A 21,704-nucleotide genomic window follows, 5' to 3' on the forward strand; every position below is an offset into this window, starting at 1 on the left:
CAGTCGGGCCGGCGCGATTGAGCGGGGAACAAGGCTCGGCCGCCGGCACGGAAAAGGCGAAAGGATCAGGCACCCGTGAGCGCAACCGACACCCAGGATCCCAACCGTCGTGATTTTCTCTACGTCGCCACTGGCATGGCGGCGGTGGTCGGCGCGGGCGCTGTCGCCTGGCCGTTCATCGATCAGATGCGTCCGGATGCCTCGACGCTGGCCCTTGCCTCGGTTGAGGTCGACGTATCTTCGCTGACGCCAGGAATGTCGCTCGTTGTGAAGTGGCGGGGCAAGCCGGTGGTCGTGCGCAACCGCACCGAGCAAGAGATGAAGGACGGCGAGGCGGTCAATCTCGCCGAGCTCAAGGATCCAATCGCCCGCAACGCCAATTTGCCGGCCGACGCCCCGGCAACCGACGCCAACCGCACCACGCCGGGCAAGGAAGCCTGGATGGTGATGGTCCAGGTCTGCACCCATCTCGGCTGCATCCCGCTAGGCCAGGAAGGCGATTTCGGCGGCTGGTTCTGCCCGTGCCACGGTTCCGTATACGATACCGCCGGCCGCATCCGGAAGGGGCCGGCGCCCGAGAACATGGCGGTGCCGGTGTTCCAGTTCATTTCCGACACCAAGATCCGTATCGGCTGAGGCAAGGGATATTTTCCATGAGCGAGGGACACTCGACCTATACGCCCAAGACCGGCATCGGACGCTGGTTCGATTCGCGCATGCCGCTGCCGCGGCTGGTCTATGACAGCTTCATCGCCTATCCGGTGCCGCGCAATCTGAATTACGCCTGGACCTTCGGCGGCATCCTCGCGCTCATGCTGGCGGCGCAGATCCTGACCGGCATCGTGCTGGCCATGCACTACGCGGCCGACAGCACTCTCGCCTTCGATTCAGTCGAGAAGATCATGCGCGACGTCAATTCCGGCTGGCTGCTGCGCTACCTGCATTCGAACGGCGCGTCGTTCTTCTTCATCGCCGTCTACATCCATATCTTCCGCGGGCTCTACTACGGCTCCTACAAGGCGCCGCGCGAGCTGCTGTGGATCCTCGGCTGCATCATCTACCTCTTGATGATGGCGACCGGGTTCATGGGCTATGTGCTGCCCTGGGGCCAGATGAGCTTCTGGGGCGCCACCGTCATCACCGGCTTCTTCACCGCCATCCCGCTGGTCGGCGACTGGATCCAGCAGCTTTTGCTCGGCGGCTTCGCGGTCGACAATCCGACGCTGAACCGTTTCTTTGCGCTGCATTATCTATTGCCGTTCATGATCGCCGGCGTCGTCGTGCTGCACATCTGGGCGCTTCACGTCGTCGGCCAGAACAATCCGACCGGCATCGAGGTCAAATCGAAGACCGACACGCTCGCCTTCACGCCTTACGCGACCATCAAGGATGGGTTCGGCATGATCGTGTTCCTGTTCGTCTTCGCCTATTTCGTTTTTTATCTGCCGAACTATCTCGGCCATCCGGACAATTACACCGTTGCCAACCCCCTGAAGACGCCGGCCCACATTGTGCCGGAATGGTACTTCCTGCCGTTCTACGCGATCCTGCGCGCGATCACCTTCAATATCGGGCCCATCAACTCCAAGCTCGGCGGCGTGCTCTGCATGTTCGGCGCGATTGTTATGCTGTTCCTGGTGCCGTGGCTCGACACCTCGAAGGTGCGCTCGGCAGTCTACCGGCCCTGGTACAAGCTGTTCTTCTGGCTGTTCGTGGCCGACGCCATCCTGCTCGGCTGGCTGGGCTCGCAGCCGGCCGAGGGCAGCTATGTGTTCATGGCGCAGATGGCGACGCTGTTCTACTTCGCCTTCTTCCTGGTAGCGCTGCCGGTACTTGGGCTGATCGAGACGCCGCGGCGGCTGCCGAATTCGATCACCGAGGCGGTGCTCGGGAAGAACAAGGGTGGCGGTGGACATCCCGCCGGCGCCACGGCCGCGCCGGAAACCAAAGGCTGAGCATGATCCCGAAAAGTGGAAACCGGTTTTCGGACAAGATCATGCTCGAGACGATGACAGCGCGTCAGAGAATCTCAAGGGGATTTGCATGAAGAAGATTCTCACCTCGCTGGCGCTGCTTGGCCTTGTGGCCGCGGGCATTGGGGCCACAGGCACTGGAGCGCGCGCCCAGGAAGAGGCGCACAACGAGGCGGCGCCGACGCATTTCCCGATACACGAACCAAAGGAAATGGACTGGAGCTTCGCCGGGCCGTTCGGCACCTACGACAAGGCCCAGCTGCAGCGCGGGCTGAAGGTCTACAAGGAAGTCTGCTCGGCCTGTCATTCGATGAATTTGGTGGCGTTCCGCACGCTGGAAGGCCTTGGCTATTCGGATGCGCAGATCAAGACGCTGGCGGCCGAATACACGATCCACGACGGCCCGAACGATGCCGGCGACATGTTCGATCGCCCCGGCAAGCCGTCCGACCATTTCCCGGCGCCGTTCCCCAATGCGGAAGCGGCGGCGGCGGCCAATGGCGGCGCAGCACCGCCCGACATGTCGCTGCTGGCCAAGGCGCGCGGCGTTGAACGGGGCTTCCCGCGCTTCGTCTTCGACATCTTCACGCAATATGCCCAGGGCGGTCCCGACTACATCCACTCGCTGCTGACCGGCTACGACCAGCAGCCGCCGGCGGGCATGGTCATACCGGAAGGCACGCACTACAATCCGTACTTCCTGTCCGGCGTGTCGCTGAAGATGCCGAAGCCGCTCTCCGACGGCCAGGTTACCTATGATGACGGCGCGCCGCAGACGGTTGACCAGTATTCGCGCGACGTGTCGGCCTTCCTGATGTGGGCGGCCGAGCCGCACCTCGAGGACCGCAAGAAGACCGGCTTTCGCGTGCTGGTCTTTCTGCTGCTGTTCGGTGCGCTGGTCTACCTGACAAAACGCAAGGTGTGGGCCGGCGTGGCGCACTGAGCCCTGCGATATACGAGAATGCGAGGGCGTCGAAAGGCGCCCTTTTCATTGCAGGCATGTCGATTCATCGCAGCCGACGCTGAGCAGGTCCCATTGCCGGACAATTTTCCGTCAGGCGCCACATGGCGGTAGCCGGACTTGGCGGCACCGGGTTACGATTGGCCCATTCCTTTCACGTCTTCACCCGAATCTGAATAGCCCGGAGAGCCGCTTGATGAAATCCTCGCTCGAAGAGACGCTGCTTGCCGCGATCCGCACCATTCCGGATTATCCCAAGCCGGGCATCCTGTTTCGCGACATCACCACGCTGCTCGGCAATGCGCGGGCCTTCCGCCGCGCCATCGACGAGCTGGTGCATCCCTATGCCGGCCTCAAGATCGACAAGATCGCCGGCATCGAGGCGCGCGGCTTCATCCTCGGCGGCGCCATCGCCCACCAGCTCTCGGCCGGCTTCGTGCCGATCCGCAAGAAGGGCAAGTTGCCTTACGAGACGGTGCGCGTCGCCTACAGCCTGGAATACGGGCTGGACGAGATGGAGATGCACAAGGACGGTGTTTCTCCAGGCGAGAAGGTAATCCTCGTCGACGATTTGATCGCCACCGGCGGCACGGCCGAGGCGGCCGTCAAGCTATTGCGGCAGATCGGCGCCGATATCCTCGCCGCCTGCTTCGTCATCGACCTGCCGGACCTTGGCGGCCGAGAGAGGTTAGAGGCGCTCGGCGTACCGGTGAGGACGCTGATCGGGTTTGAGGGGCATTGAGCGTTTCTTCCTTCTCCCCTGTGGGAGAGGGAAAGAACTCCGCTCACTCCACCTTCACCAGCACGGCACTTTCGAATTCGATGACCTTGTCGCCGGTCGAATCGAAGGCCTCTGAGCGGAGCGTCAGCAGCCGCCAGCCCGGTCGCGAGGCGATGGGACGATGGGCCAGCGCGGTGCGGGTGAAAGTCACGGTTTCCCCGGCATAGACAGGTTTGGGCCATTTGAGATTCTTGAAGCCGGGCGAGGGGCCGAATTCCGGCACCGGCCCAGGACCGGGCCAGCGGGCGACCTCTGCCTCTATGCCAGCCTCGAGGTTCAATTTCATCCAGGTGGCGGCGGTGTGCCAGCCCGAGGCGCAGAGCCCGCCGAATATGCTGTTCCTCGCCGCCTCTTCGTCGATATGGAATATCTGCGGGTCGTATTTGCGGGCGAACGCCTTGATCGCCTCCGGTTCGAATCGATGTGAACCGAGCGTGACGGTGATACCGATGCAGAAGAATTCGTCGAGGCTCACGCACGGCCCTCGCGGGTGAGGAACATGACGGTGTTTTCGAGCTCGAAAACACCTTCGCCGCGCTGGTTGAACAACTCGCTGCGCATGGTCACCAAGCCAAGGCGGGGTTTCGATCTGGACAGTCGCTTGGCAAGGACGGTGGTGCTGCCGGTCAACAGGTCGCCGGCCAGGACTGGCCGTTTCCATTTGACCTGGTCGACGCCCGGCGCGCCCTGGGAGGTCGAGTCGAGCAGGAAGGCATCGCACAGCATGCGCATGAACATGGCGCAGGTGTGCCAACCCGAAGCCGCCAGCCCGCCGAGAATGCTGGCCTGGCCCGCGGCCTCGTCGAGATGCATCGGCTGGGCATCGAATTCACCGGCGAATTCTATGATTTCGGCGGCACTTACCAGCTTGGTGCCGAGGTCGAGCGAAGCGCCCTCGACAAAATCCTCATAAGCCCAGGTCTTTGCGGTCATGGTCTGGAAATCCTGTTCAGGATTGTACGATCGCTACGGGTCCGGGTCCCGGATGCAGGCAGCGTGGCATTTGGTCAAGCAATTTCTATTGCGCCAGCCCGCTGCGCCCAAGCCGCAGCGCGGTATTGACGACCCTATAGCCAGCCGCGGCGGCGGAAATACCAGAAGGGCAGGATTGCCGAAAGCACCATCATGCCGATGGCGAAGGGATAGCCAAAGTGCCATTTGAGCTCAGGGATGATGTCGAAATTCATGCCGTAGATCGAAGCGACAAGCGTCGGCGGCAGGAAGATGACAGCGGCGACGGAGAAGATCTTGATGATGGCGTTCTGCTCGATCGAGATCATGCCGAGCGTCGCGTCGAGCAGGAAGCTGATCTTCTGCGACAGGAACGTGGCGTGGTCGGCGAGCGACAGCACGTCGCGCGACAAGGTCTTGATGCGAGCGCGGGTGTCCTTGCTCATCCTGCTTTGCGTGGAGGCATGGGCGAGAAAGCCGGCAAGGCGCTGCAGCGAGATCAGGCTGTCGCGGATCGAGGAGGCGAGGTCCTCCTTGCGGCCAATGCCTTTCAACAGCTCCTGGAAGTCGCGGTTGCGCTTGGAAACCTTGGTCGAGCGTGCCTCGAAGATGTCGCGCGAGATCGCCTCGACGTCGCGGCCGGCGCGCTCCAGAATGTCGGCGAGGCGGTCGACGATCGCCTCCAGCAGTCCGATCAGGATGGTGTCACCGCTGGTGCAACCGGTCGCCACCTTTTCGGCGCGCAGCGGAAAGGTCTTGAACGCCTTCGGTTCGTGGTACCGCACGGTTATCAGCCTGCTGCCGGCGAGCACGAAGGTAACCGGCGACATCAACGGATCGTTCACCTCGGTCTGCGCCGGCAGAATGGCGGTCATGAAGTAGGCGCCGTCCTCGACGTAGAGACGGCTCGAGATCTCGATCTCTTCCATCTCTTCGCGGGTCGGAACGGCGACGCCGAGCCAGGTCTCGATTGTCGTCTCTTCTTCCTTTGTCGGGTTGAAGAGGTCGACCCAGACGACAGTGTCGCTGTTTTGCAGGAGATCGTCGACCAGGCGCAGGCGATCATTGTCGACGACGAAGGCCTTGATCATCGCCGGGTCTCCCTTGCTGTTGCCAAAGAGCGTTCGTTTGGAGGGGGCGCGTCAGTCACATCGCACGGACGCGGGCAGGCGAGGCGCGAGGCCGGTGCAGAGGCCCCTTAGACCCCGCACGATGGCCCGTCAAGCAGCGCAAGAGGCACTGCGACCCTGCTTTGAAGTTTGTCATCGAGCGACGGCAATGGTGACCATTGGGCTTCCTCGCCGGTTCAGGTGTTGAACTTGAACAGCATGATGTCGCCGTCCTGGACGATATACTCCTTGCCTTCGTCGCGCGCCTTGCCGGCCTCCTTGGCCGCGACTTCGCCGCCCAGCCTGACGAAGTCGTCATAGGCGATGGTCTGGGCGCGGATGAAGCCGCGCTCGAAATCGGTGTGGATGACGCCTGCCGCCTGCGGCGCCTTGGCGCCATTGTGCACGGTCCAGGCGCGTGTCTCCTTGGGGCCAACGGTAAAGTAGGTGATGAGCTGGAGCAGCTCGTAGCCGGCGCGGATGACCTTGTTCAGGCCGGGTTCGTCCAGACCGAGCGTTGCCAGGAATTCCATTTCCTCTTCGTCCGAGAGCTGGGCGACCTCGGCCTCGATCGCCGCGGAAATCACAACGGTGCGGGCACCTTGCGCGGCGGCCATCTTCTCGACCGCCCTGGTATGCGCGTTGCCGGTGGCGGCATCGGCTTCCGCGACGTTGCAGACGTAAAGCACCGGGTGTGAGGTCAAGAGATTCAGCCCCTGCAGGATGCGCAGATCCTCAGCCGAGATGCCGTTGAGCAGGATGCGGGCGGGCTTGCCGGCCTGCAGCAGTTCAAGCGCCGCTTCCATCATCGGAAGTACGGTCGCTGCTTCCTTGTCCTTGCCGGCGGCACGCTTGCGGATCTGCACGATGCGGCGCTCAATGCTGTCGAGGTCGGCAAGCATCAATTCGGTTTCGACGGTCTCGGCATCAGCGACAGGATCGATGCGGCCTTCGACATGGGTAATGTCGTCATCCTCGAAGCAGCGCAGCACATGGACGATGGCGTCGACCTCACGGATGTTGGCGAGGAATTGGTTGCCAAGCCCTTCGCCTTTGGAGGCGCCACGCACTAGGCCGGCAATGTCGACGAACGAGATGCGGGTCGGGATGATCTCCTTCGACTTGCCGATCGCGGCGATCTTCTGCAGGCGCGGGTCGGGCACCGCCACCTCTCCGGTATTCGGTTCGATGGTGCAGAACGGATAATTGGCGGCCTGCGCCGCCGCCGTCCTGGTCAACGCATTGAAGAGCGTCGACTTGCCGACATTGGGCAAGCCAACGATGCCGCATTTGAAACCCATTTTTGTCTGGTCCTATCGGGAAATCGAAATTTGATCAGGGCTATGGGCGAAAGCGCCGATGATCGTCAAGGCGCAATTCAATTCAGACGCTGCGCGATGTCATCGGTGCCTATCGCCAACGAACGAACGCCGGACCTGCTCAGTATTTGCAGAAGATGCCAGAACGCGTCGACCTCAGCGGTTCCGAAATCGATGGTCAGTTGCCCGTCGAGCAATTGCGCACTGTGAATGACGTTTCCGACGGTCTCCGATGTTTCACGCTCGCCATCGATATCGAACCAGCCGCGAAACCATTCGTCGAAGAGATCGCCGTCGAGCTCATTTATAGGGAATTTAAAATGAACCTCATCCCACCTGAAAGGTGAGATGAGGACATCCATTCCACCCATCCCGGCGTGAATATCCGGAGAGAATTTCACATAGGAATCGCTGTTGATGAATTGCGGATTTGGCTGTCCGTCATTACTGACGAAATCAACCGCGATGAAATTTCGATAGAAGGAATCGACGTTCGAAAACTTGATTTCGGTCGCATGCGATCCTTGGCTGTTGCGAGCAAGTTCGCCGGCAGCGGCGACGAAATAATCAACATACTTCTGTCTGATGAGACGGACCAATTCCTGAATGTCATCCAGATCCATGGCTCATTCCTTGCCGCCAAAAAGCTTCTTCAGCATGGCCGCCATCGGGCCGGTTTCGGGCAGCTTGGCCGCCGGCTGCTGCGGCCGCGCCTGGCGGACGTGGCTTTGCGCCTTTGGCGCCTTGGGCGGCGGGCGATCGTCGTCGTCCGTCGGCGTGAGCTTGTCGCGCAGCGCCAGCGTCACGCGGTTCATGAACGAATTGTCGTCGCCCTTGGCAAGCAATCCGGCACCATCGGCGATTGCGTCGAGCAGCACGTCCAGCCATTCGCGGTCGCCCTTGGCGAAATCGCCAAGCACATGGCCGTGCACCATTTCCTTGACGCCGGGATGGCCGACGCCGATGCGCACACGGCGAAAATCCTTGCCGACGTGCTGGTCGAGCGAGCGGATGCCGTTGTGGCCACCGGAACCGCCACCGACCTTGACCCGCACCTTGCCGGCGGCAAGGTCGATCTCGTCATAAAAGACAGTCAGCGCCGAAGGGCCGAGCTTGTAGAAGCGCAATGCTTCGCCGACCGACTGGCCGGACAGGTTCATGAAGGTCTGCGGCTTGATCAGGATCACCTTTTCGCCGGCAAGCGTGCCTTCGGCGATCAGACCCTGGAATTTCTTCGACCAGGGCGAAAAGGAATGGCGGCGGGCGATCGCGTCCGCCGCCATGAAGCCGACATTGTGCCGGTTGTTGGCGTATTTCGCGCCCGGATTGCCGAGGCCTGCAAAGACAAGCATCGTCGCCTCCGGGCGGGAAGGGGTTACTTCTCTTCGGCGGCAGGAGCCGCTTCGGGCGCAGCCGCTTCAGTCGTCTCTTCCGCAGCCTCCGGCTTCATCGCCGAGGAGCCGGCAATGGTCGCGATGGTGAAGTCGCGGTCGGAGATCACCGGCTTGACGCCGGCCGGCAAGGTGACGGCCGAAATGTGGATCGAATCGCCGATATCGGTACCGGTGAGATCGACGGTGATGAAATCCGGGATCGCATTGGCCGGGCAGTGGAACTCGACCTCGTGGCGCACGATGTTGAGCACGCCGCCGCGTTTGATGCCGGGCGACTTGTCTTCATTGATGAAGTGCACGGGCACATCGACGTTGACTTCGGTATCCTTGCCGATGCGCAGGAAATCGACATGGACAGGGAAATCCTTGACCGGGTCGAGCTGAAAATCCTTGGGCAGAACCTGGATCTTGTTGCCGTCGACATCGATCGTGGCGACCGTGGTCAGAAACCCGCCGCCATGGATCTTGTAGTAGATGTCCTTGTAGGTCAGCGCAATCGCCAAGGGAGGCTGCTTGTCGCCGTAAATCACTGCAGGCACTTTACCGTTGCGGCGAACTGCACGGGCGGACCCCTTACCGACCTGTTCGCGCGCTTCGGCCTTGAGCTCGTAAGTATCGTGGCTCATGGCATTTCCTTTCGCGTTGTTCTGGAGCGTTCGCGGCCGGCAACGTGCCGGGGCCGTAAACGTCGAAAGCCGACATAGCTAACGCATGACCTGGTCCGAAAACCGGAATCCACTTTTTGGGATCATGCGGGAAGGCGGCCTTCCGCCGCGTTGCCTCCAAGGGTGTCTACGCGGGTGGCGGCTCTATAGCGGAAGGCGGCGCGAGGTGCAAGCGGGCGGAAGGGCGCCAAGGATGGACCGTGTCCCATCAGGCCGGAAGTAGCAATGCCGAAAGCAATGCTGCAACGTACAGCCCAACCCCGAAAGACAGATGGGCCATAAGGCTGCGCAGGCGCGCAGTGCGCGGGTTGGGAACTTTCGAAGCCGCGATGCCGATCCCAAAAGCCGGTTGCATCACGAAGAACGGGGCGACGATGGTGCAGACGCCGACCAACAGGGCCGGAAGCACTGTCGGGTGCCGTGCCCAGTCGAGGCCCCACACTCCAATCAGCGCTGCGGCAAATACGATGCCGGTCGCGTAATGCGCACTCCATCCAATGGCGGTTTCGCCGCGAACGCGGGCAGCTTGTGCGATATTCGCATGTGCAAAACGTCCATGTGGAAAGTGCCCGATCCAGCGGCCGACCCAGGCGTAATCAAGCGGTGGAATCGCGAACATTCGCTTCAGAAACCATCCCCAGAGGTCCATCAGGGCTGTCGCGCCGATTCCAACGACGGCCGCACGAACAACGAACTCCAACATTTTGGCATCTCTTGTTTCACTCGTTGTCGCCTATTGTCGTGGGGTCCAGTGCGTTCTGTCTGCCGACGCTTTGGCAATCCTGAGGGCGCGAAGCTGGGCCTCGCGCCGGTTCGAAGGCGGCTTGCCCGACTGGGCGGCTGCAGGCCTGGGGGTAGAGGGCGTGAATTACGAAAGCGGTTAGCGGCCGCCAAATCGGCGTCGCCGGGCCGAGCCCGAATATAAATGGAAAGCTGGGACCCCGGCGGGGCAATGCCCACGGCGGCTGGACGGCGCGCCGGAAGCATGAAGGGAAGCCAATGAACACCCTATTCGGCGGTGGAAGCGGCGTTGCGGAAGGGAAGGTTTCCAGCGAGTGGCGAGAACGGTGCGATAAAGAGGTTCGCTCTACCTTCTATGGCTTCCGCTCGACCAGCATGTAGCCGATCCCACGAACCGTCTGAATGCTAGCCGATGCATCCGGCCCGAGCTTCGCACGTAGATAGCGAATGTATACCTCCACGATCTTCGTCCCGGGTTCGAAGCTGTATGACCAGACATTGTTGAGGATGCGCTCGCGGCTAACCACTTTCCCCGCATTGAGCATGAGGAAATACAGAAGGTCGAATTCGCGTCGGGTAAGGCTGATTTCCCGGTCGCCGTCCGTAAAACGACGAGCGCTCGTGTCGAGATTGAGACGGCTCACTCGAAGCAACTGCCGATCCACTGCACCCTGACGGCGTCGGCGCAGCGCGTCAATCCTGGCCACCAGTTCATCAAACGCAAACGGTTTCGTCAGGTAATCGTCGGCACCGCCCTTGAGCCCATCTACGCGATCCTGAATTGTCTCCTTCGCGGTCAGCATCAGGATGAGAACCGGCCACTGCTCCAATCGCACGATCCGGCACAGCTCAAGGCCGTCCAGGTAGGGAAGCAGACGGTCCAGGATCACGAGATCGAATGGATCCGTGCGAATAATGGCTAGTCCCTCGCGACCGTCCTCCGCGACACTCACGTGGAAGCCTTCGGCCTCCAACCCCCGGCGGAGAAAGTCGGAGACACGCCGGTCGTCTTCAACGATCAGGATTCGAATCATAGGTGCGATGTACCAGCGGCAGTCTGATTCTGAGGAGGGTTCCCGAAGGCTCAATTCCTTCAAGGCCGATTGTGCCATTGTGCCCGTCTATAATCTCCTTGGCGATCGCGAGGCCAACACCAAGGCCGTCGGCTGCGGACCTCCCGCCGACACGCCCGCGATAATAACGGTCAAACACGAACGGGAGATCGTTGACATCGATCCCTGAACCGTTGTCGCGGATGGCGATCTCAACCATTCCATGACGCTCAGCCATCTCGACTGCTATCGTCTGATATGGCTTTGAGTACTTTATGGCGTTGTCGAAGCCGATCAGCAGCGCTTGCTTTAGGCGCTGGGCGTCACCCCGAATGAGGCAATGGTCTGGGTTGAGCGACAGATCAACGGAAATCTGCTTGGGACCTGCGAGTACGGAAGCCTCCTGAACGGCCGCCTTCACAACCTCACCGGTATCGATGTTGTGCAAGGAGAACCTGAAATTTTCGGCTTCGGAGCGGGCGAATGCCAGAAGGTCCCCCAGGTTGCGAGCCATATCTTCAGCGTAATTGCGGATTCGGCTCAGAGCTTCGCGGTAAGGTCGAACACGCGGTTGGCCGCGGAGGGCAACGTCGGCCTCTCCGCGGAGAATCGTCAACGGCGTGCGGAGTTCGTGGCTTGCCTCCGCAAAAAATTGTGTGCGTCGGCTATCGATAGCTCTCAGTTGCTCATTGGCTTTCCGCAGTTCACGGGTGCGCAACTGAACCTCCGCCTCCAAGCGGTCCTGTACCGAAATCAGAGCAGCACGTTCGATCTCGAGGGCCTCGGCCATGCTGTTGAAACTTCGCGAGAGGGAAGCGAACTCGTCGCGTCCGGTCGCGGAAACGCGATGGTCGAGCTTGCCTGCAGCGATGGCTTTGGCGCTTTCGTTCAGTTCACGCACAGGTGTGGCGATTGATCGTCGCAGGACGAGGCCGAACCCTAGACTGCCCAGCATGAGCAACGCAGCGAAGCCGCCGGTCAGCAGCAGCAGTCGCCATTGTGCGCCACGGACGCCGGCGAGTTCCTCTCCAACCTCCCTGCGCTCATCGTGCAAAGCGGCTTCGATCATTTCTTCGAGATCGCTCTCCAGTCGATGCTCCACATCGTTGCGGAAGGCGTCTACGATGCCCTTTGGATCCCCCTTTGTTCGCTGGCTAAACAGTCGCTGGGCGGCCCGATCGATCGCCTTAAACAGCGCCTTGATGCGGCCGACGAATCTGAGTTCGGCCTCCTCCTGGCGTCTATCGCTCCAATATCCGAGAGCGCCGAGTTCCTCGCGAGTGGCGCCCTCCAGCTTGTAGAATCCGGATTTCACTGCTTCTCGTGCCGCTTCGAAATCCGGCATTTGCTCGGGCCCAAGCAGCAAGACTTCAGCGAGTTGCTCGGTGTAATTGTTGGCATGCCCATTGAGTTCGGCGAGCGCCTCGAACCGCCCGTGGACGCTGTCGATTCGGCGGACGAATTCCTCTGTCAGCTGGAGTGTTGCGAATGCCAGTCCTGAAATCAGTCCGACAAGGGCGAGAATGACGATTTGAAATAGGAAGATGCGGCCTCGAACGGTCATGCGGTAATCCTGCCGGCGATCGGATAATGCCTCTCACCAAATTCTAACCGGAGCCCTCCCAAGCGTCTAATCGGAACCTCCTAAGTTCGAGCGGAGGGTGTGCGACGCCCTCATCGCCACGTTGGCGACGAACTAGACGAGGTTTCGGTTGGCACAAGTAGATTTTCGGACCGACAGTGACGCCACCCTTCGGGAAAGGACACCGCCGGTGCTCTGGCCGATATGGCGAGCCGCACTGATCGGAACCTGTGCATCCCTGTGTGTGGCCATCATTGAATTCGGCCTCCCCGCGCTCCCGTCCGACGCCCGGCGAGCGCTCGAGATCCTGCTTGTCGCGATCATCGGGTGGACCTTAACGCGGTTCGACGATGCCTTCGTTGCAATCGCCGCCGGATTGGCAATGGCGCTGCTGGTCAACCGTGATCCAGGCGCGCTGTTTCATGCGCTCGGCGATGAGTTGATCTGGCTATTGCTTGCCTCCTTCATATTGGCGGCCACCTTCAAGGCGAGTGGGGTCGCAGATCGCGTTCTCGGCCTCGTGACGGGGCGCATGCGATCGGTTCGCACAATCGCCTATTCCTTGACGGCCGTCATGATCGCCACAGCCTTCGTCATTCCGTCGACCTCAGGTCGCGCAGCTTTGATGATCCCCGCCTATCAGGCGATCGCGGGACGCTGTGGAAGCGCCCGGTTGCGAAGGGCCTTCGCGCTGCTGTTCCCCACTGTTATCCTGCTCTCGGCCATTGCATCGCCCGTCGGCGCCGGTGCCCATCTGCTGGCGATCGAAATGGTCGGCCGCCTCTCGGGTGTGAAAGTAAGCTATCTGGAATGGATCGTTTTCGGCCTGCCGTTTGCGGCCGTGAGCACCTTCCTTTCGGTCGAATGCCTGCTCCGGCTTTTCCTGTCGCCGGTCGAACGGCGGATGACCCTTTTGCAGCCAACGACGGTGACTAGTGGCGGTGCCGGATTGGCACGGCAGCCGATACTCTGGATCGCCGGCGGGGTTGTCATCGCGTGGCTGACCGAACCTGTCCACGGACTTGATGCCACCGTTATCGCTCTTGGCGGCGCTCTCTTGGCCACGCTTCCTGGAGTCGGCTCCGTGGCGTTTGGCGATGCAATCAAGAGTGCGGAGTGGAAGCTGCTCTTGTTTCTGGCGGCGACGATCTGCTTGGCAGACGGCCTGACGGCATCAGGCCTCAATCGGTGGTTGATCGAGACGACGGTCGATCCACTGCGCGGCACCGGCTTGGGCCCGTTGGCGCTTATCTCCTTATTAGCCTTGCTTGGGCTTTTCAGTCATCTCGTGATCCACAGTCGCACGGCGCGTGTCTCGGTGCTGCTGCCCCCGGCGCTAATGCTCGCATCGACAGCGCGGCTCGACCCTCTCCTTGCAATGTTTGTCCTCGTCTCGGCGACTGGCTTTTGCCAAACCCTCGCGATCTGCGCGAAACCGGTGGCGCTTTTCGCGGGGGTCGACGAGGAAGGCTACGGCCCGAAAGACCTCGCCTTGCTCAGCTCAATCCTGCTGCCGATGCAGTTCATCCTCATCGTCGTGTTCGCGGTCGCCGTGTGGCCAGCCACCGGAGCCCTGCTCAACACGCTCCATCTGCAACTTCCTGGAGAGCCGTAGAATGTCGAAAAAGAAAGGATTGACGAAACGAAGACGGCTTCGAGTATTGGTCGCACCCTCCGGCTTTAAGGAGAGCCTCGGCGTTCGTGATGTCATCGCTGCATTGGCGCGGGGCGTTCGCAATGCCGTTCCGACAGCAAAGATCCTGGGCCTTCCAATGGTGGATGGCGGCGAGGATTTTACGCGGACCCTTGTTGAATTGTCTGATGGCGAGCTGCATTCCGTCACAGTGACGGGACCGGTGGGACAACCCGTGGCGGCCAATGTCGGTTTTCTCGGGCGAAGAAAGAAACGGACATCAGTTCTGGAAATCGCGGCGGCTGCCGGGCTCCGGCTCGTCCCCACGGACATGCGTGACCCGACCCGCACTATAAGTTATGGGGTTGGTGAGTTGATTCGTTTTGCGCTCGATCTTGGCGCGGAAAGAATTCTGATCGGCTGCGGTGACTCGGGTGTCAACGATGCAGGAACCGGCATGGCCCAAGCATTAGGCGTGCGTCTGCTCGATGGCGGCGGCCGTCCCATTTCGGGGAGCGGCTCGGCCCTCTCATCGCTAGCTCGTGTCGATCTTTCCAGTCGTGATCATCGCCTTTCGAATGTTCGTATCGACGTCGCGGTAAATCCCTACAACATGCTGCTCGGCGAGAGAGGCGTCGCCCGGGTGTTCGGCCCGCAAAAGGGTGCAACACCTGACCAGGTGGTTTTGCTCGAGCAGGGCATGGAAAATGTCGCTCACGTCGTTCGCCGCGACCTCGGCGTCGACGTGACGCCGCTTGTCGGCGGAGGAGCTTCCGGGGGACTCGGCGCCGGACTTCACGCCTTTGCCGGGGCCCGGCTGCATCCGCGCTTCGACCTGATCCTGCGGTATATGGATCTCGATCATCGGCTGTCAAACGCCGACATCGTCATGACAGCCGAGGGAGGCCTGGATGGTCAGACGAGCTTTGGAAAGATACCAGCCGAGATTGCCCGGCGCGCGAAACGTCACAATCTGCCCGTCATCGCCTTGGCCGGAACGATCGGAGCAGGTGCAGAGGCGACGCACGACATCGGCATCGATGCCTTCTTCAGCATTCTGTGCCGACCGTGTTCCCTCGAAGATGCGATCCGTGACGCCGACACGCTGCTGGCGAACGCTGCCGAGCAGGCATTCCGGCTGATGTGGGCGACGCGTGCTTTCAAGTTCAGATGACGGAGCGTGTCAGCCAATGGCCGCGATGTCGCTACGCGGCGGCCCTGACCGGCTCGAAGTCTTTGTCGAGAACCGAATTTCGCGCTGCCCGATGGGCGGGGAAGCCGAAGTCCAACCCAAACTTCACCCGATCGTGGTCCCCGCATTGAGCTTTCTCGCTTCCTTCATGTTGGGAAGAAAAACCGTCAGCAGCCCGAGCAGCGGCAAATACGAGCAGACCTGGAACACGAAATCGATGCCCTTCATGTCGGCGACGACGCCAAGCACGGCGGCGGCGATGCCGCCCATGCCGAAGGCGAAGCCGAAGAAGATGCCGGCGATCATGCCGACGCGGCCGGGCACCAGTTCCTGGGCGAAGACGACGATGTTCGAGAAGGCCGAGGACAGGATCAGGCCGATCAGCACGGTGAGAACCATCGTCCACTCGAAATTGGCATAGGGCAGGGCCAGCGTGAAGGGCAGCACGCCGACGATCGAGAACCAGATCATCGCCTTTTGTCCGTAGCGGTCGCCGAACGGGCCGCCGAGCAGGATGCCCAGGGCCGAGGCGCCGAGGAACAGGAACAGCATGACCTGCGACATCTGCACCGAAACGCCGAATTTATGGATGGCATAGAAGGTGTAGTAGCTGGACAGGCTGGCGATGTAGGCGTTCTTGGTCAATACCAGCAAGGTCAGCACCGCCAGCGCGCCCAGGACCTTGCGGCGCGGGAAGGGCGAGACGAAACCTGCCGCCTTGCGGGTGCCCTGTGCGGCACGCAGGCGGCTGTACCAGCCGCCGACCTGCCACAGCACGATGATGCCGATCAGCGAGCCGCCGGCGAACCAGGCAATGCTGGTCTGGCCGAAGGGCACGACGATGAAAGCTGCCAGCAGCGGACCCATGGCTTGGCCGAAATTGCCGCCGACCTGGAACAGCGACTGTGCCAGACCGAACCTGCCACCAGAGGCGAAGCGGGCGATGCGCGAGGATTCCGGGTGGAAGATCGCCGAGCCGATGCCGATCAGCGAGGCGCCGATGAGGAGCAGCGAGTAATGTCCGGCATAGGCCAGCACGACCAGGCCGATCAACGAAGAAGCCATGCCGTAGGGCAGCGAATAAGGCATAGGCCGCTTGTCGGTAATCATGCCGATCACCGGCTGCAGCAAGGATGCCGTCACCTGGAAGGTGAAAGTCAAAAGGCCGATCTGCCAGAAATCGAGACCATAATTGTCCTTCAGCAGCGGATAGATCGCCGACAGCAGCGACTGCATGATGTCGTTGATGCAATGGCAGAAGCTCACCGCCAGGATGACGGTGAAGGCCGTCGCCTGAGCTGAAATGTGGCTGGCCGCTGCCGGCTTGGCGTCGGCGGTTGCTGTGGTATCGGTCAAGGCAGGCTCCGTGGTCTTTTTGGCGGGCGCTTCCCGCAGGCGGTCTTATAGGGCCGGCTGCCTTATACGTTGCTTGTCACGCGACTTCTTTCGTGGTTTGGTCCAATAGTTTCGCAAGTGGGCCATAGCTGATGCCGCATGGCAGGGAAATATTCAGAGCGGGCGACACCGATCTCGGGCTGTTACATGAGCGTCGCTGGCAATGGCTGGAGCAGGCCGTAGGGCCGGCAGTGGCGCTGCCGACCGAATATCCGGACGGCTACCATGTGCCACGGCACCATCATAGCCGCAGCCAGTTGCTGCACGCGCTGGTGGGTGTCGTGCTGGTGACGACGCGGCATGGGCGCTGGATGGTGCCTCCGGACCACGCGATGTGGATCCCTGCCGGCACCGAACATTCCGTCGAGATGCTGGGCGACGTCAGCATGCGGTCCGTCTATGTGATGCCGGAGGCCATTCCCGGCCTGCCGGACGGGTTGCGTGTCGTCGGCATCACCGACCTGATGCACAGCCTGATCGTGGAATCGGAAAAGCTGCCGCAAGGCGCCGAGCTGGAGGGGCGGGGCGGACTGATCATGAAGCTCCTGCTGCACGAAATCCCGAACCTGCCGGAACGGCCGCTCGGCCTTCCGTTCCCGTCCGATGCAAGGCTGGCGACGCTGTGCCGGCGCTTCGTCTCGGCACCGTCACCGCATGCGACGATCGATGAGTGGGCCGCTATCGTCGGCATGAGCCGCCGCTCTTTCACCCGCGCGTTCCACCGCCAGACCGGATTGTCGCTGTCGACCTGGCGTCAGCAGGCCTGTCTGTTCGCGGCGCTGCCACGGCTGGCCGACGGCGAGCCGATCACGAGGGTGGCGCTCGATCTCGGCTATGACAGCGTGCCGGCCTTCATCACCATGTTCAAGCGCATGCTGGGAGCCTCGCCACGCGGTTACATGCGGGGCGCCCGTGATGCTGGCGAAGGTGTGCGACGAATAAGCGGTCCGGCTCGGCCTGAGTCGCAGCCCTGAAGGGCGTCGCGTTCGACCGGCCTCATGCGAGGCGCTTTGGGTTCTTGCTTTTATGCATGTCGTTATCGCAAAACCGCTGCACTTTGCGCGACACGCATCAATCGAACAGGCTCGACACCGATTCCTCGGTCGCCGTGCGCGAGATCGCCTCGCCCATCAGTTCGGCGATGGAGATGACGCGGATATTGGCGGCGTCCAGCACTGCCTGGGTCGGCTGGATGGAATCGGTGATGACCAGTTCCTGCAGTTTCGAGGCGCCGATGCGGGCGATGGCGCCGCCGGACAAAACGCCATGGGTAGTATAGGCGGTGACACTGGTGGCGCCGTCGGCAAGCAGCGCATCGGCCGCATTGCACAGCGTGCCGCCCGAATCGATGATGTCGTCGATCAACAGGCAATCCTTGCCGCGCACGTCACCGATGACGTTCATGACTTCCGATTCGCCGGGGCGCTCGCGGCGCTTGTCGACGATGGCAAGCTGGGCGTCGATGCGCTTGGCGAGCGCGCGGGCGCGGACCACGCCGCCGACATCCGGCGACACCACCATGACATTGGCAAGCTGCTTGTATTTCGCCTTTACGTCGCGGGCCATGACCGGCACGGAAAACAGATTGTCGGTCGGGATGTCGAAGAAGCCTTGAATCTGGCCGGCATGGAGATCCAGGGTCAGCACCCGGTTGACGCCCGCCCTCGTGATCATGTTGGCGACCAGCTTGGCCGAGATGGGTGTGCGGCCCGAGGCGCGGCGATCCTGCCTGGCATAGCCGAAATAAGGAATAACTGCAGTGATGCGCTTGGCCGAGGAGCGCATGAAGGCGTCGATCATGATGAGCAGTTCCATCAAATGATCGTTAGTCGGGAACGAAGTGGACTGCAGGATGAAGACGTCCTCGCCGCGCACGTTCTCCTGGATCTCGACGAAGATTTCCTGGTCGGCGAAGCGCCTGACGCTGGCCTTGCCCAGCGGAATGTTGAGGTAGCGGGCGACTGATTCGGCCAGCACCCTGTTGGAATTGCCCGCGAAGAGCTTCATGCACCGTTCCTGGCGAAGGATTGAGAGACTCCGATAGCACTCCAGCCTCTTAGTCGGGCTTTTAGCGGCCCGCGCCGGTATTGCAAGCGTCGTGAATGGGAATCCGCCGGCTAATCTCAATAAACGCTTACGGCTTGAGCATGCGGCGATAGAGCCAGTTCCATGCCGACGGAATCGGGATAGCTCTATCTTTCAGTCTGAGCATGCTCTTTTCCGAAAACCGGATTCCACTTTCGGAATTATGCTCCAGGTCAGCCGGCGCCGCCGCCAAGCCAAGTGGCGAACTGGTCGATTGTCTGGTCGGCAATTGCCTGCATGGTCGCCGGCGCGACCGCCGTCCAGCCTTCGCCGCCGCCAACAGAGGGCGCCTTCTGCTGGCCGTTGATGCGATGCAGCCGGTTGCCGGCCGGGTCATAGATGTCCCAGACATAGATGACGGTAGTGTCCTTGCCTTCCGTCATAGTCGAGAAATAGCCCTTGAGCACATGCGTTGGGGTCTGGTCGGTGCTGCCGGCCAAGGTGATGCCGCGCTGCCTGGCGCGTGTCTGAAGCTCGGCGGTCAGCGGTGTCGCGGCTTCTACCGAGGCGCCGACGATCGGCGCCACCTGCAGCCGGGTCCGCGCAATGGCAGCCGCGCTTTTGGCGAGCGGCACGGCTGCTGCAGCGGAAGGCTGCGCTGTATCTGCAGTTTGCGCGGTGCCGGCAGGCTGAGCCGGAGTTGCGGGGGGCGTTGCGGCACCTCCGGCTCCGGAGAGCGATTGCGTCGATTGTGGGGCAATGGCCGAGGGTTCGAGAACGTCCTTCGCATTGGTGCAGGCCGCCAGTGCCAGCGCCACGAGCAATGACACGGTCGTCACATGCGATCGTCTCATTAGCCTGAAAACTCCTTGGCGACGAACGCCCCTCACACTCTTTCCATTATGGATTCACTGCACGATCAAGTCGAGATCATGGCGGGACAGCGGCTTCGGCTGGGATTCGGTGGTCAGATAGGTGCGGCCAAGCGTCATCGCGGTTTCGGTTTCGGAGTCCATGATGATCATATGGGCGAACAGCGTCATGTTCGGCGCAATCGGTTCGGGATTACCCTGATAGAACATCGGCATATCCATCCAGGACGGGGTGAAGCGGGCGCCGAGCGAATAGCCGCAGGCATTGAGCCGGTGCTTGGTCAGATTGTGGGCTTCGAGGGTGCGGGCATGGGCGTCGAACACGTCGCCGAACGTATTACCGGGCGTCATCGCCTTCTCGACTGCAAGTAGCGCGGCGCGGGCGGCATCGAACAATTCCTGGTGGCGTTTCGATACCTTGCCGGTCAACACCGTGCGCATCATTGCCGCATGGTAGTGGTGGAAGACACCGGCCCATTCGAGCGTCAGCTGGTCGTTCTTGGTGAGCTTGCGGCGACCGGCCTTGTAGCGGCAAAGCAGGGCGTCGACTCCGGAGCCGATGATGAACTCGTTGGCCGGATAATCGCCGCCGCCGGCAAAGATCGCACCTTGCATGGCGGCGAGGATCAGCGCCTCATCGCCGCCCTGCTTGATCAGCGGCAGTGCTGCGTCCAGCGCGTCGTCGGCCAGATTTGCGGCTTTTTCCGCCTTGGCGATTTCTGCCGGGCTCTTGAACAGCCGTAGCCGGCTGACAATGCCGGAGGCATCCGCGATCTGCCCGAAGGTCTGCAACTGCTCGTCGAGGCGCCGGCCATTATAGGCGGTCAGGCCGTGGGTGTCGTATTCGACGCCGATCCGGGCGCCGAGCAGGTCAAGCTCGTTGAGCAGATTGCGCAGATCTACCGCCGGATTGGCGCCGTTGCGGTCCGTCCACAAAACGATGTTGTCGATGATCGAGGTGTGGCGCGCCTGGCGCAAGTCGGCCGAACGCGTCAGCAGCACCATCGAGCCGTCGGCCTTGACCACCAGGCACTGGAAAAAGCAGAAGCCGAAGGTGTCGTAGCCGGTTAGCCAATACATGCTTTCCTGGGCAAACAGCAGGACGGCGTCGAGCTTCTTTTCGGCGATCTCGATCATCAGTCGATCGCGCCGCGCGTCGAATTCCGAGCGTTCGAAATGCAGCGCCATCAGTCAGCCTCCAAAACGATTGCCGAAACCTGCCGCCCGTAGTCGGGCTCGTTGCGATGCGTGCTGCGCCGATAGGAGTAGAAAAGCTCTTCCTCGGCATAGGTGCAGCGGCCAAGTCCTTCGGCGTTGACGCCAGCCTTGGTCAGCCGGTCGACCGTGTAGCGGTTGAGATCGAACATCGCGTGTCCGACATTTGCGGAGGGCGCGAAATAGCGAGCATTGCCGGCATCGGCGTCGACGAAACGGGCGACGAATTCCGGTCCGACTTCGTAATTCCGTGGGCCGATCGAAGGACCGAGCACTGCGACGATGCGGTCGCGCCGGGCGCCGAGGCTTTCCATTGCCGCGATGGTGTTTTCCAGCACTCCGGTGAAAGCGCCTTTCCAGCCGGCATGGGCGGCGCCGATAATGCGCGCCTCGGCGTCGGCGAAGAGGACCGGTCCGCAGTCGGCGGTCGAGGCACCGACGGCAATGCCCGGCCGGTCGGTGACAATGGCGTCGGCCTTGGCCCGCTCGCCGGCAAAAGGCTCCCTGGCAATGACGACGTCCGGCGAATGAACCTGGTGAGCGGTCAGCAGATGGTTTGCAGGCACGCCCATCCATTCGGCGACCCGGCGGCGATTCTCGCGCACCAGCGTCTGGTCGTCGTTCGAGCCGGTGCCGATGTTGAGGCCCCGGTAGATGCCGCTGGAAATGCCGCCGACTCGCGTGAAGTAGCCGTGGCGGATGCCTTGCGCCGTTTCCAGCAAGGGCGACCGAACGGGATCCGGTTTGGTCTGATTCAGCATGGCGGCTTTGTTGTCCGTATGGGCGATTTCGTCAAGCGAGTTGAAGGGGCGCAGTTGAAGGCTGGTCAGTTGAAGGCTGGCGC

22 protein-coding genes are annotated in these 21,704 nt (G+C 61.7%); 7 read left to right on the forward strand and 15 right to left on the reverse strand.

Annotation, left to right across the window (positions count from 1 at the left end):
• The first annotated feature begins 75 nt into the window (after nucleotides 1–75).
• The 4 genes from petA to NKI59_RS19400 all read left to right on the forward strand — a co-directional run bounded on the left by petA (nucleotide 76) and on the right by NKI59_RS19400 (nucleotide 3,676).
• The gene (gene petA, locus NKI59_RS19385) at nucleotides 76–636 is read left to right on the forward strand and encodes a ubiquinol-cytochrome c reductase iron-sulfur subunit (RefSeq protein ID WP_023719206.1); all 561 of its coding nucleotides are present in this window, start codon (nucleotides 76–78) and stop codon (nucleotides 634–636) included.
• 17 nt (nucleotides 637–653) lie between these two features.
• Complete coding sequence (locus tag NKI59_RS19390) at nucleotides 654–1,955, forward strand: cytochrome b (RefSeq protein WP_352450515.1); 1,302 nt, start codon at nucleotides 654–656, stop codon at nucleotides 1,953–1,955.
• Nucleotides 1,956–2,043: 88 nt separating this feature from the next.
• On the forward strand, nucleotides 2,044–2,916 hold the full coding sequence (locus NKI59_RS19395) for a cytochrome c1 (protein ID WP_023679477.1): 873 nt from the start codon (nucleotides 2,044–2,046) through the stop codon (nucleotides 2,914–2,916).
• Nucleotides 2,917–3,130: 214 nt separating this feature from the next.
• Complete coding sequence (locus NKI59_RS19400; RefSeq protein WP_254819181.1) at nucleotides 3,131–3,676, forward strand: adenine phosphoribosyltransferase; 546 nt, start codon at nucleotides 3,131–3,133, stop codon at nucleotides 3,674–3,676.
• 43 nt (nucleotides 3,677–3,719) lie between these two features.
• On the opposite strand, the gene NKI59_RS19405 is transcribed toward NKI59_RS19400, so the two are convergent.
• From NKI59_RS19405 to NKI59_RS19450, 10 genes are all read right to left on the reverse strand, one after another.
• Nucleotides 3,720–4,190, reverse strand: coding sequence for a MaoC family dehydratase (locus tag NKI59_RS19405; RefSeq protein WP_023678444.1), 471 nt, complete (start codon nucleotides 4,188–4,190; stop codon nucleotides 3,720–3,722).
• On the reverse strand, nucleotides 4,187–4,648 hold the full coding sequence (locus NKI59_RS19410; protein ID WP_023678443.1) for a MaoC family dehydratase: 462 nt from the start codon (nucleotides 4,646–4,648) through the stop codon (nucleotides 4,187–4,189). The genes NKI59_RS19405 and NKI59_RS19410 overlap by 4 nt, the downstream gene beginning before the upstream one ends.
• Nucleotides 4,649–4,782: 134 nt before the next feature.
• A complete protein-coding gene (gene corA / locus NKI59_RS19415; protein WP_352680846.1) occupies nucleotides 4,783–5,757 on the reverse strand; it encodes a magnesium/cobalt transporter CorA in 975 nt (324 codons plus the stop codon).
• 215 nt (nucleotides 5,758–5,972) lie between these two features.
• Nucleotides 5,973–7,076, reverse strand: coding sequence for a redox-regulated ATPase YchF (ychF, locus tag NKI59_RS19420; protein WP_352706098.1), 1,104 nt, complete (start codon nucleotides 7,074–7,076; stop codon nucleotides 5,973–5,975).
• Nucleotides 7,077–7,153: 77 nt separating this feature from the next.
• Complete coding sequence (locus tag NKI59_RS19425) at nucleotides 7,154–7,717, reverse strand: hypothetical protein (protein WP_352645069.1); 564 nt, start codon at nucleotides 7,715–7,717, stop codon at nucleotides 7,154–7,156.
• A gap of 3 nt (nucleotides 7,718–7,720) precedes the next feature.
• A complete protein-coding gene (gene pth, locus NKI59_RS19430; protein ID WP_352706100.1) occupies nucleotides 7,721–8,446 on the reverse strand; it encodes an aminoacyl-tRNA hydrolase in 726 nt (241 codons plus the stop codon).
• 23 nt (nucleotides 8,447–8,469) lie between these two features.
• The gene (locus NKI59_RS19435; RefSeq protein ID WP_352469743.1) at nucleotides 8,470–9,114 is read right to left on the reverse strand and encodes a 50S ribosomal protein L25/general stress protein Ctc; all 645 of its coding nucleotides are present in this window, start codon (nucleotides 9,112–9,114) and stop codon (nucleotides 8,470–8,472) included.
• Between the two features lie 247 nt (nucleotides 9,115–9,361).
• Nucleotides 9,362–9,856 carry a DUF2938 domain-containing protein gene (locus NKI59_RS19440; protein WP_352706103.1) on the reverse strand — a complete coding sequence of 165 codons (495 nt, stop codon included), beginning with the start codon at nucleotides 9,854–9,856 and terminating at the stop codon, nucleotides 9,362–9,364.
• 391 nt (nucleotides 9,857–10,247) lie between these two features.
• Nucleotides 10,248–10,928, reverse strand: coding sequence for a response regulator transcription factor (locus NKI59_RS19445; protein WP_352706105.1), 681 nt, complete (start codon nucleotides 10,926–10,928; stop codon nucleotides 10,248–10,250).
• Nucleotides 10,906–12,510 carry a sensor histidine kinase gene (locus NKI59_RS19450; protein WP_352706107.1) on the reverse strand — a complete coding sequence of 535 codons (1,605 nt, stop codon included), beginning with the start codon at nucleotides 12,508–12,510 and terminating at the stop codon, nucleotides 10,906–10,908. Before NKI59_RS19450 ends, NKI59_RS19445 begins: the two co-directional genes overlap by 23 nt.
• Before the next feature lie 262 nt (nucleotides 12,511–12,772).
• On the opposite strand from NKI59_RS19450, the gene NKI59_RS19455 reads away from it, so the two are divergent.
• Entirely contained in the window at nucleotides 12,773–14,143 is a 1,371-nt protein-coding gene (locus NKI59_RS19455; RefSeq protein ID WP_352706109.1) for an SLC13 family permease, read from the forward strand.
• 1 nt (nucleotide 14,144) lies between these two features.
• Nucleotides 14,145–15,335 (forward strand): glycerate kinase family protein, encoded by a 1,191-nt coding sequence (locus tag NKI59_RS19460; protein WP_352706111.1) that lies wholly within the window; start codon nucleotides 14,145–14,147, stop codon nucleotides 15,333–15,335.
• A 123-nt stretch (nucleotides 15,336–15,458) separates the two neighbouring features.
• On the opposite strand, the gene NKI59_RS19465 is transcribed toward NKI59_RS19460, so the two are convergent.
• Entirely contained in the window at nucleotides 15,459–16,709 is a 1,251-nt protein-coding gene (locus NKI59_RS19465; protein ID WP_352706114.1) for an MFS transporter, read from the reverse strand.
• A gap of 131 nt (nucleotides 16,710–16,840) precedes the next feature.
• Between NKI59_RS19465 and NKI59_RS19470 the strand changes: the two genes are divergently transcribed.
• On the forward strand, nucleotides 16,841–17,722 hold the full coding sequence (locus NKI59_RS19470; protein WP_352706116.1) for an AraC family transcriptional regulator: 882 nt from the start codon (nucleotides 16,841–16,843) through the stop codon (nucleotides 17,720–17,722).
• A gap of 97 nt (nucleotides 17,723–17,819) precedes the next feature.
• On the opposite strand, the gene NKI59_RS19475 is transcribed toward NKI59_RS19470, so the two are convergent.
• From NKI59_RS19475 to pgeF, 4 genes are all read right to left on the reverse strand, one after another.
• Complete coding sequence (locus NKI59_RS19475; RefSeq protein ID WP_023678427.1) at nucleotides 17,820–18,755, reverse strand: ribose-phosphate pyrophosphokinase; 936 nt, start codon at nucleotides 18,753–18,755, stop codon at nucleotides 17,820–17,822.
• 251 nt (nucleotides 18,756–19,006) lie between these two features.
• The gene (locus NKI59_RS19480) at nucleotides 19,007–19,627 is read right to left on the reverse strand and encodes a hypothetical protein (RefSeq protein ID WP_352450502.1); all 621 of its coding nucleotides are present in this window, start codon (nucleotides 19,625–19,627) and stop codon (nucleotides 19,007–19,009) included.
• A 54-nt stretch (nucleotides 19,628–19,681) separates the two neighbouring features.
• A complete protein-coding gene (locus NKI59_RS19485; RefSeq protein WP_023678425.1) occupies nucleotides 19,682–20,833 on the reverse strand; it encodes a M24 family metallopeptidase in 1,152 nt (383 codons plus the stop codon).
• A complete protein-coding gene (gene pgeF, locus NKI59_RS19490) occupies nucleotides 20,833–21,621 on the reverse strand; it encodes a peptidoglycan editing factor PgeF (protein WP_352706118.1) in 789 nt (262 codons plus the stop codon). Before pgeF ends, NKI59_RS19485 begins: the two co-directional genes overlap by 1 nt.
• Nucleotides 21,622–21,704: the final 83 nt, after the last annotated feature.

The sequence above is a fragment of the Mesorhizobium sp. M0598 genome, from assembly GCF_040320865.1.
Classification (GTDB): domain Bacteria; phylum Pseudomonadota; class Alphaproteobacteria; order Rhizobiales; family Rhizobiaceae; genus Mesorhizobium.

Coding starts and splice junctions, on each gene's coding strand:
- NKI59_RS19390 (WP_352450515.1), top strand. CDS start 654: ATGAGCGAGGGACACTCGACCTATACGCCCAAGACCGGCATCGGACGC.
- NKI59_RS19395 (WP_023679477.1), top strand. CDS start 2,044: ATGAAGAAGATTCTCACCTCGCTGGCGCTGCTTGGCCTTGTGGCCGCG.
- NKI59_RS19400 (WP_254819181.1), top strand. CDS start 3,131: ATGAAATCCTCGCTCGAAGAGACGCTGCTTGCCGCGATCCGCACCATT.
- NKI59_RS19410 (WP_023678443.1), bottom strand. CDS start 4,648: ATGACCGCAAAGACCTGGGCTTATGAGGATTTTGTCGAGGGCGCTTCG.
- corA (WP_352680846.1), bottom strand. CDS start 5,757: ATGATCAAGGCCTTCGTCGTCGACAATGATCGCCTGCGCCTGGTCGAC.
- ychF (WP_352706098.1), bottom strand. CDS start 7,076: ATGGGTTTCAAATGCGGCATCGTTGGCTTGCCCAATGTCGGCAAGTCG.
- NKI59_RS19425 (WP_352645069.1), bottom strand. CDS start 7,717: ATGGATCTGGATGACATTCAGGAATTGGTCCGTCTCATCAGACAGAAG.
- pth (WP_352706100.1), bottom strand. CDS start 8,446: ATGCTTGTCTTTGCAGGCCTCGGCAATCCGGGCGCGAAATACGCCAAC.
- NKI59_RS19435 (WP_352469743.1), bottom strand. CDS start 9,114: ATGAGCCACGATACTTACGAGCTCAAGGCCGAAGCGCGCGAACAGGTC.
- NKI59_RS19440 (WP_352706103.1), bottom strand. CDS start 9,856: ATGTTGGAGTTCGTTGTTCGTGCGGCCGTCGTTGGAATCGGCGCGACA.
- NKI59_RS19445 (WP_352706105.1), bottom strand. CDS start 10,928: ATGATTCGAATCCTGATCGTTGAAGACGACCGGCGTGTCTCCGACTTT.
- NKI59_RS19450 (WP_352706107.1), bottom strand. CDS start 12,510: ATGACCGTTCGAGGCCGCATCTTCCTATTTCAAATCGTCATTCTCGCC.
- NKI59_RS19460 (WP_352706111.1), top strand. CDS start 14,145: ATGTCGAAAAAGAAAGGATTGACGAAACGAAGACGGCTTCGAGTATTG.
- NKI59_RS19470 (WP_352706116.1), top strand. CDS start 16,841: ATGCCGCATGGCAGGGAAATATTCAGAGCGGGCGACACCGATCTCGGG.
- NKI59_RS19475 (WP_023678427.1), bottom strand. CDS start 18,755: ATGAAGCTCTTCGCGGGCAATTCCAACAGGGTGCTGGCCGAATCAGTC.
- NKI59_RS19480 (WP_352450502.1), bottom strand. CDS start 19,627: ATGAGACGATCGCATGTGACGACCGTGTCATTGCTCGTGGCGCTGGCA.
- NKI59_RS19485 (WP_023678425.1), bottom strand. CDS start 20,833: ATGGCGCTGCATTTCGAACGCTCGGAATTCGACGCGCGGCGCGATCGA.
- pgeF (WP_352706118.1), bottom strand. CDS start 21,621: ATGCTGAATCAGACCAAACCGGATCCCGTTCGGTCGCCCTTGCTGGAA.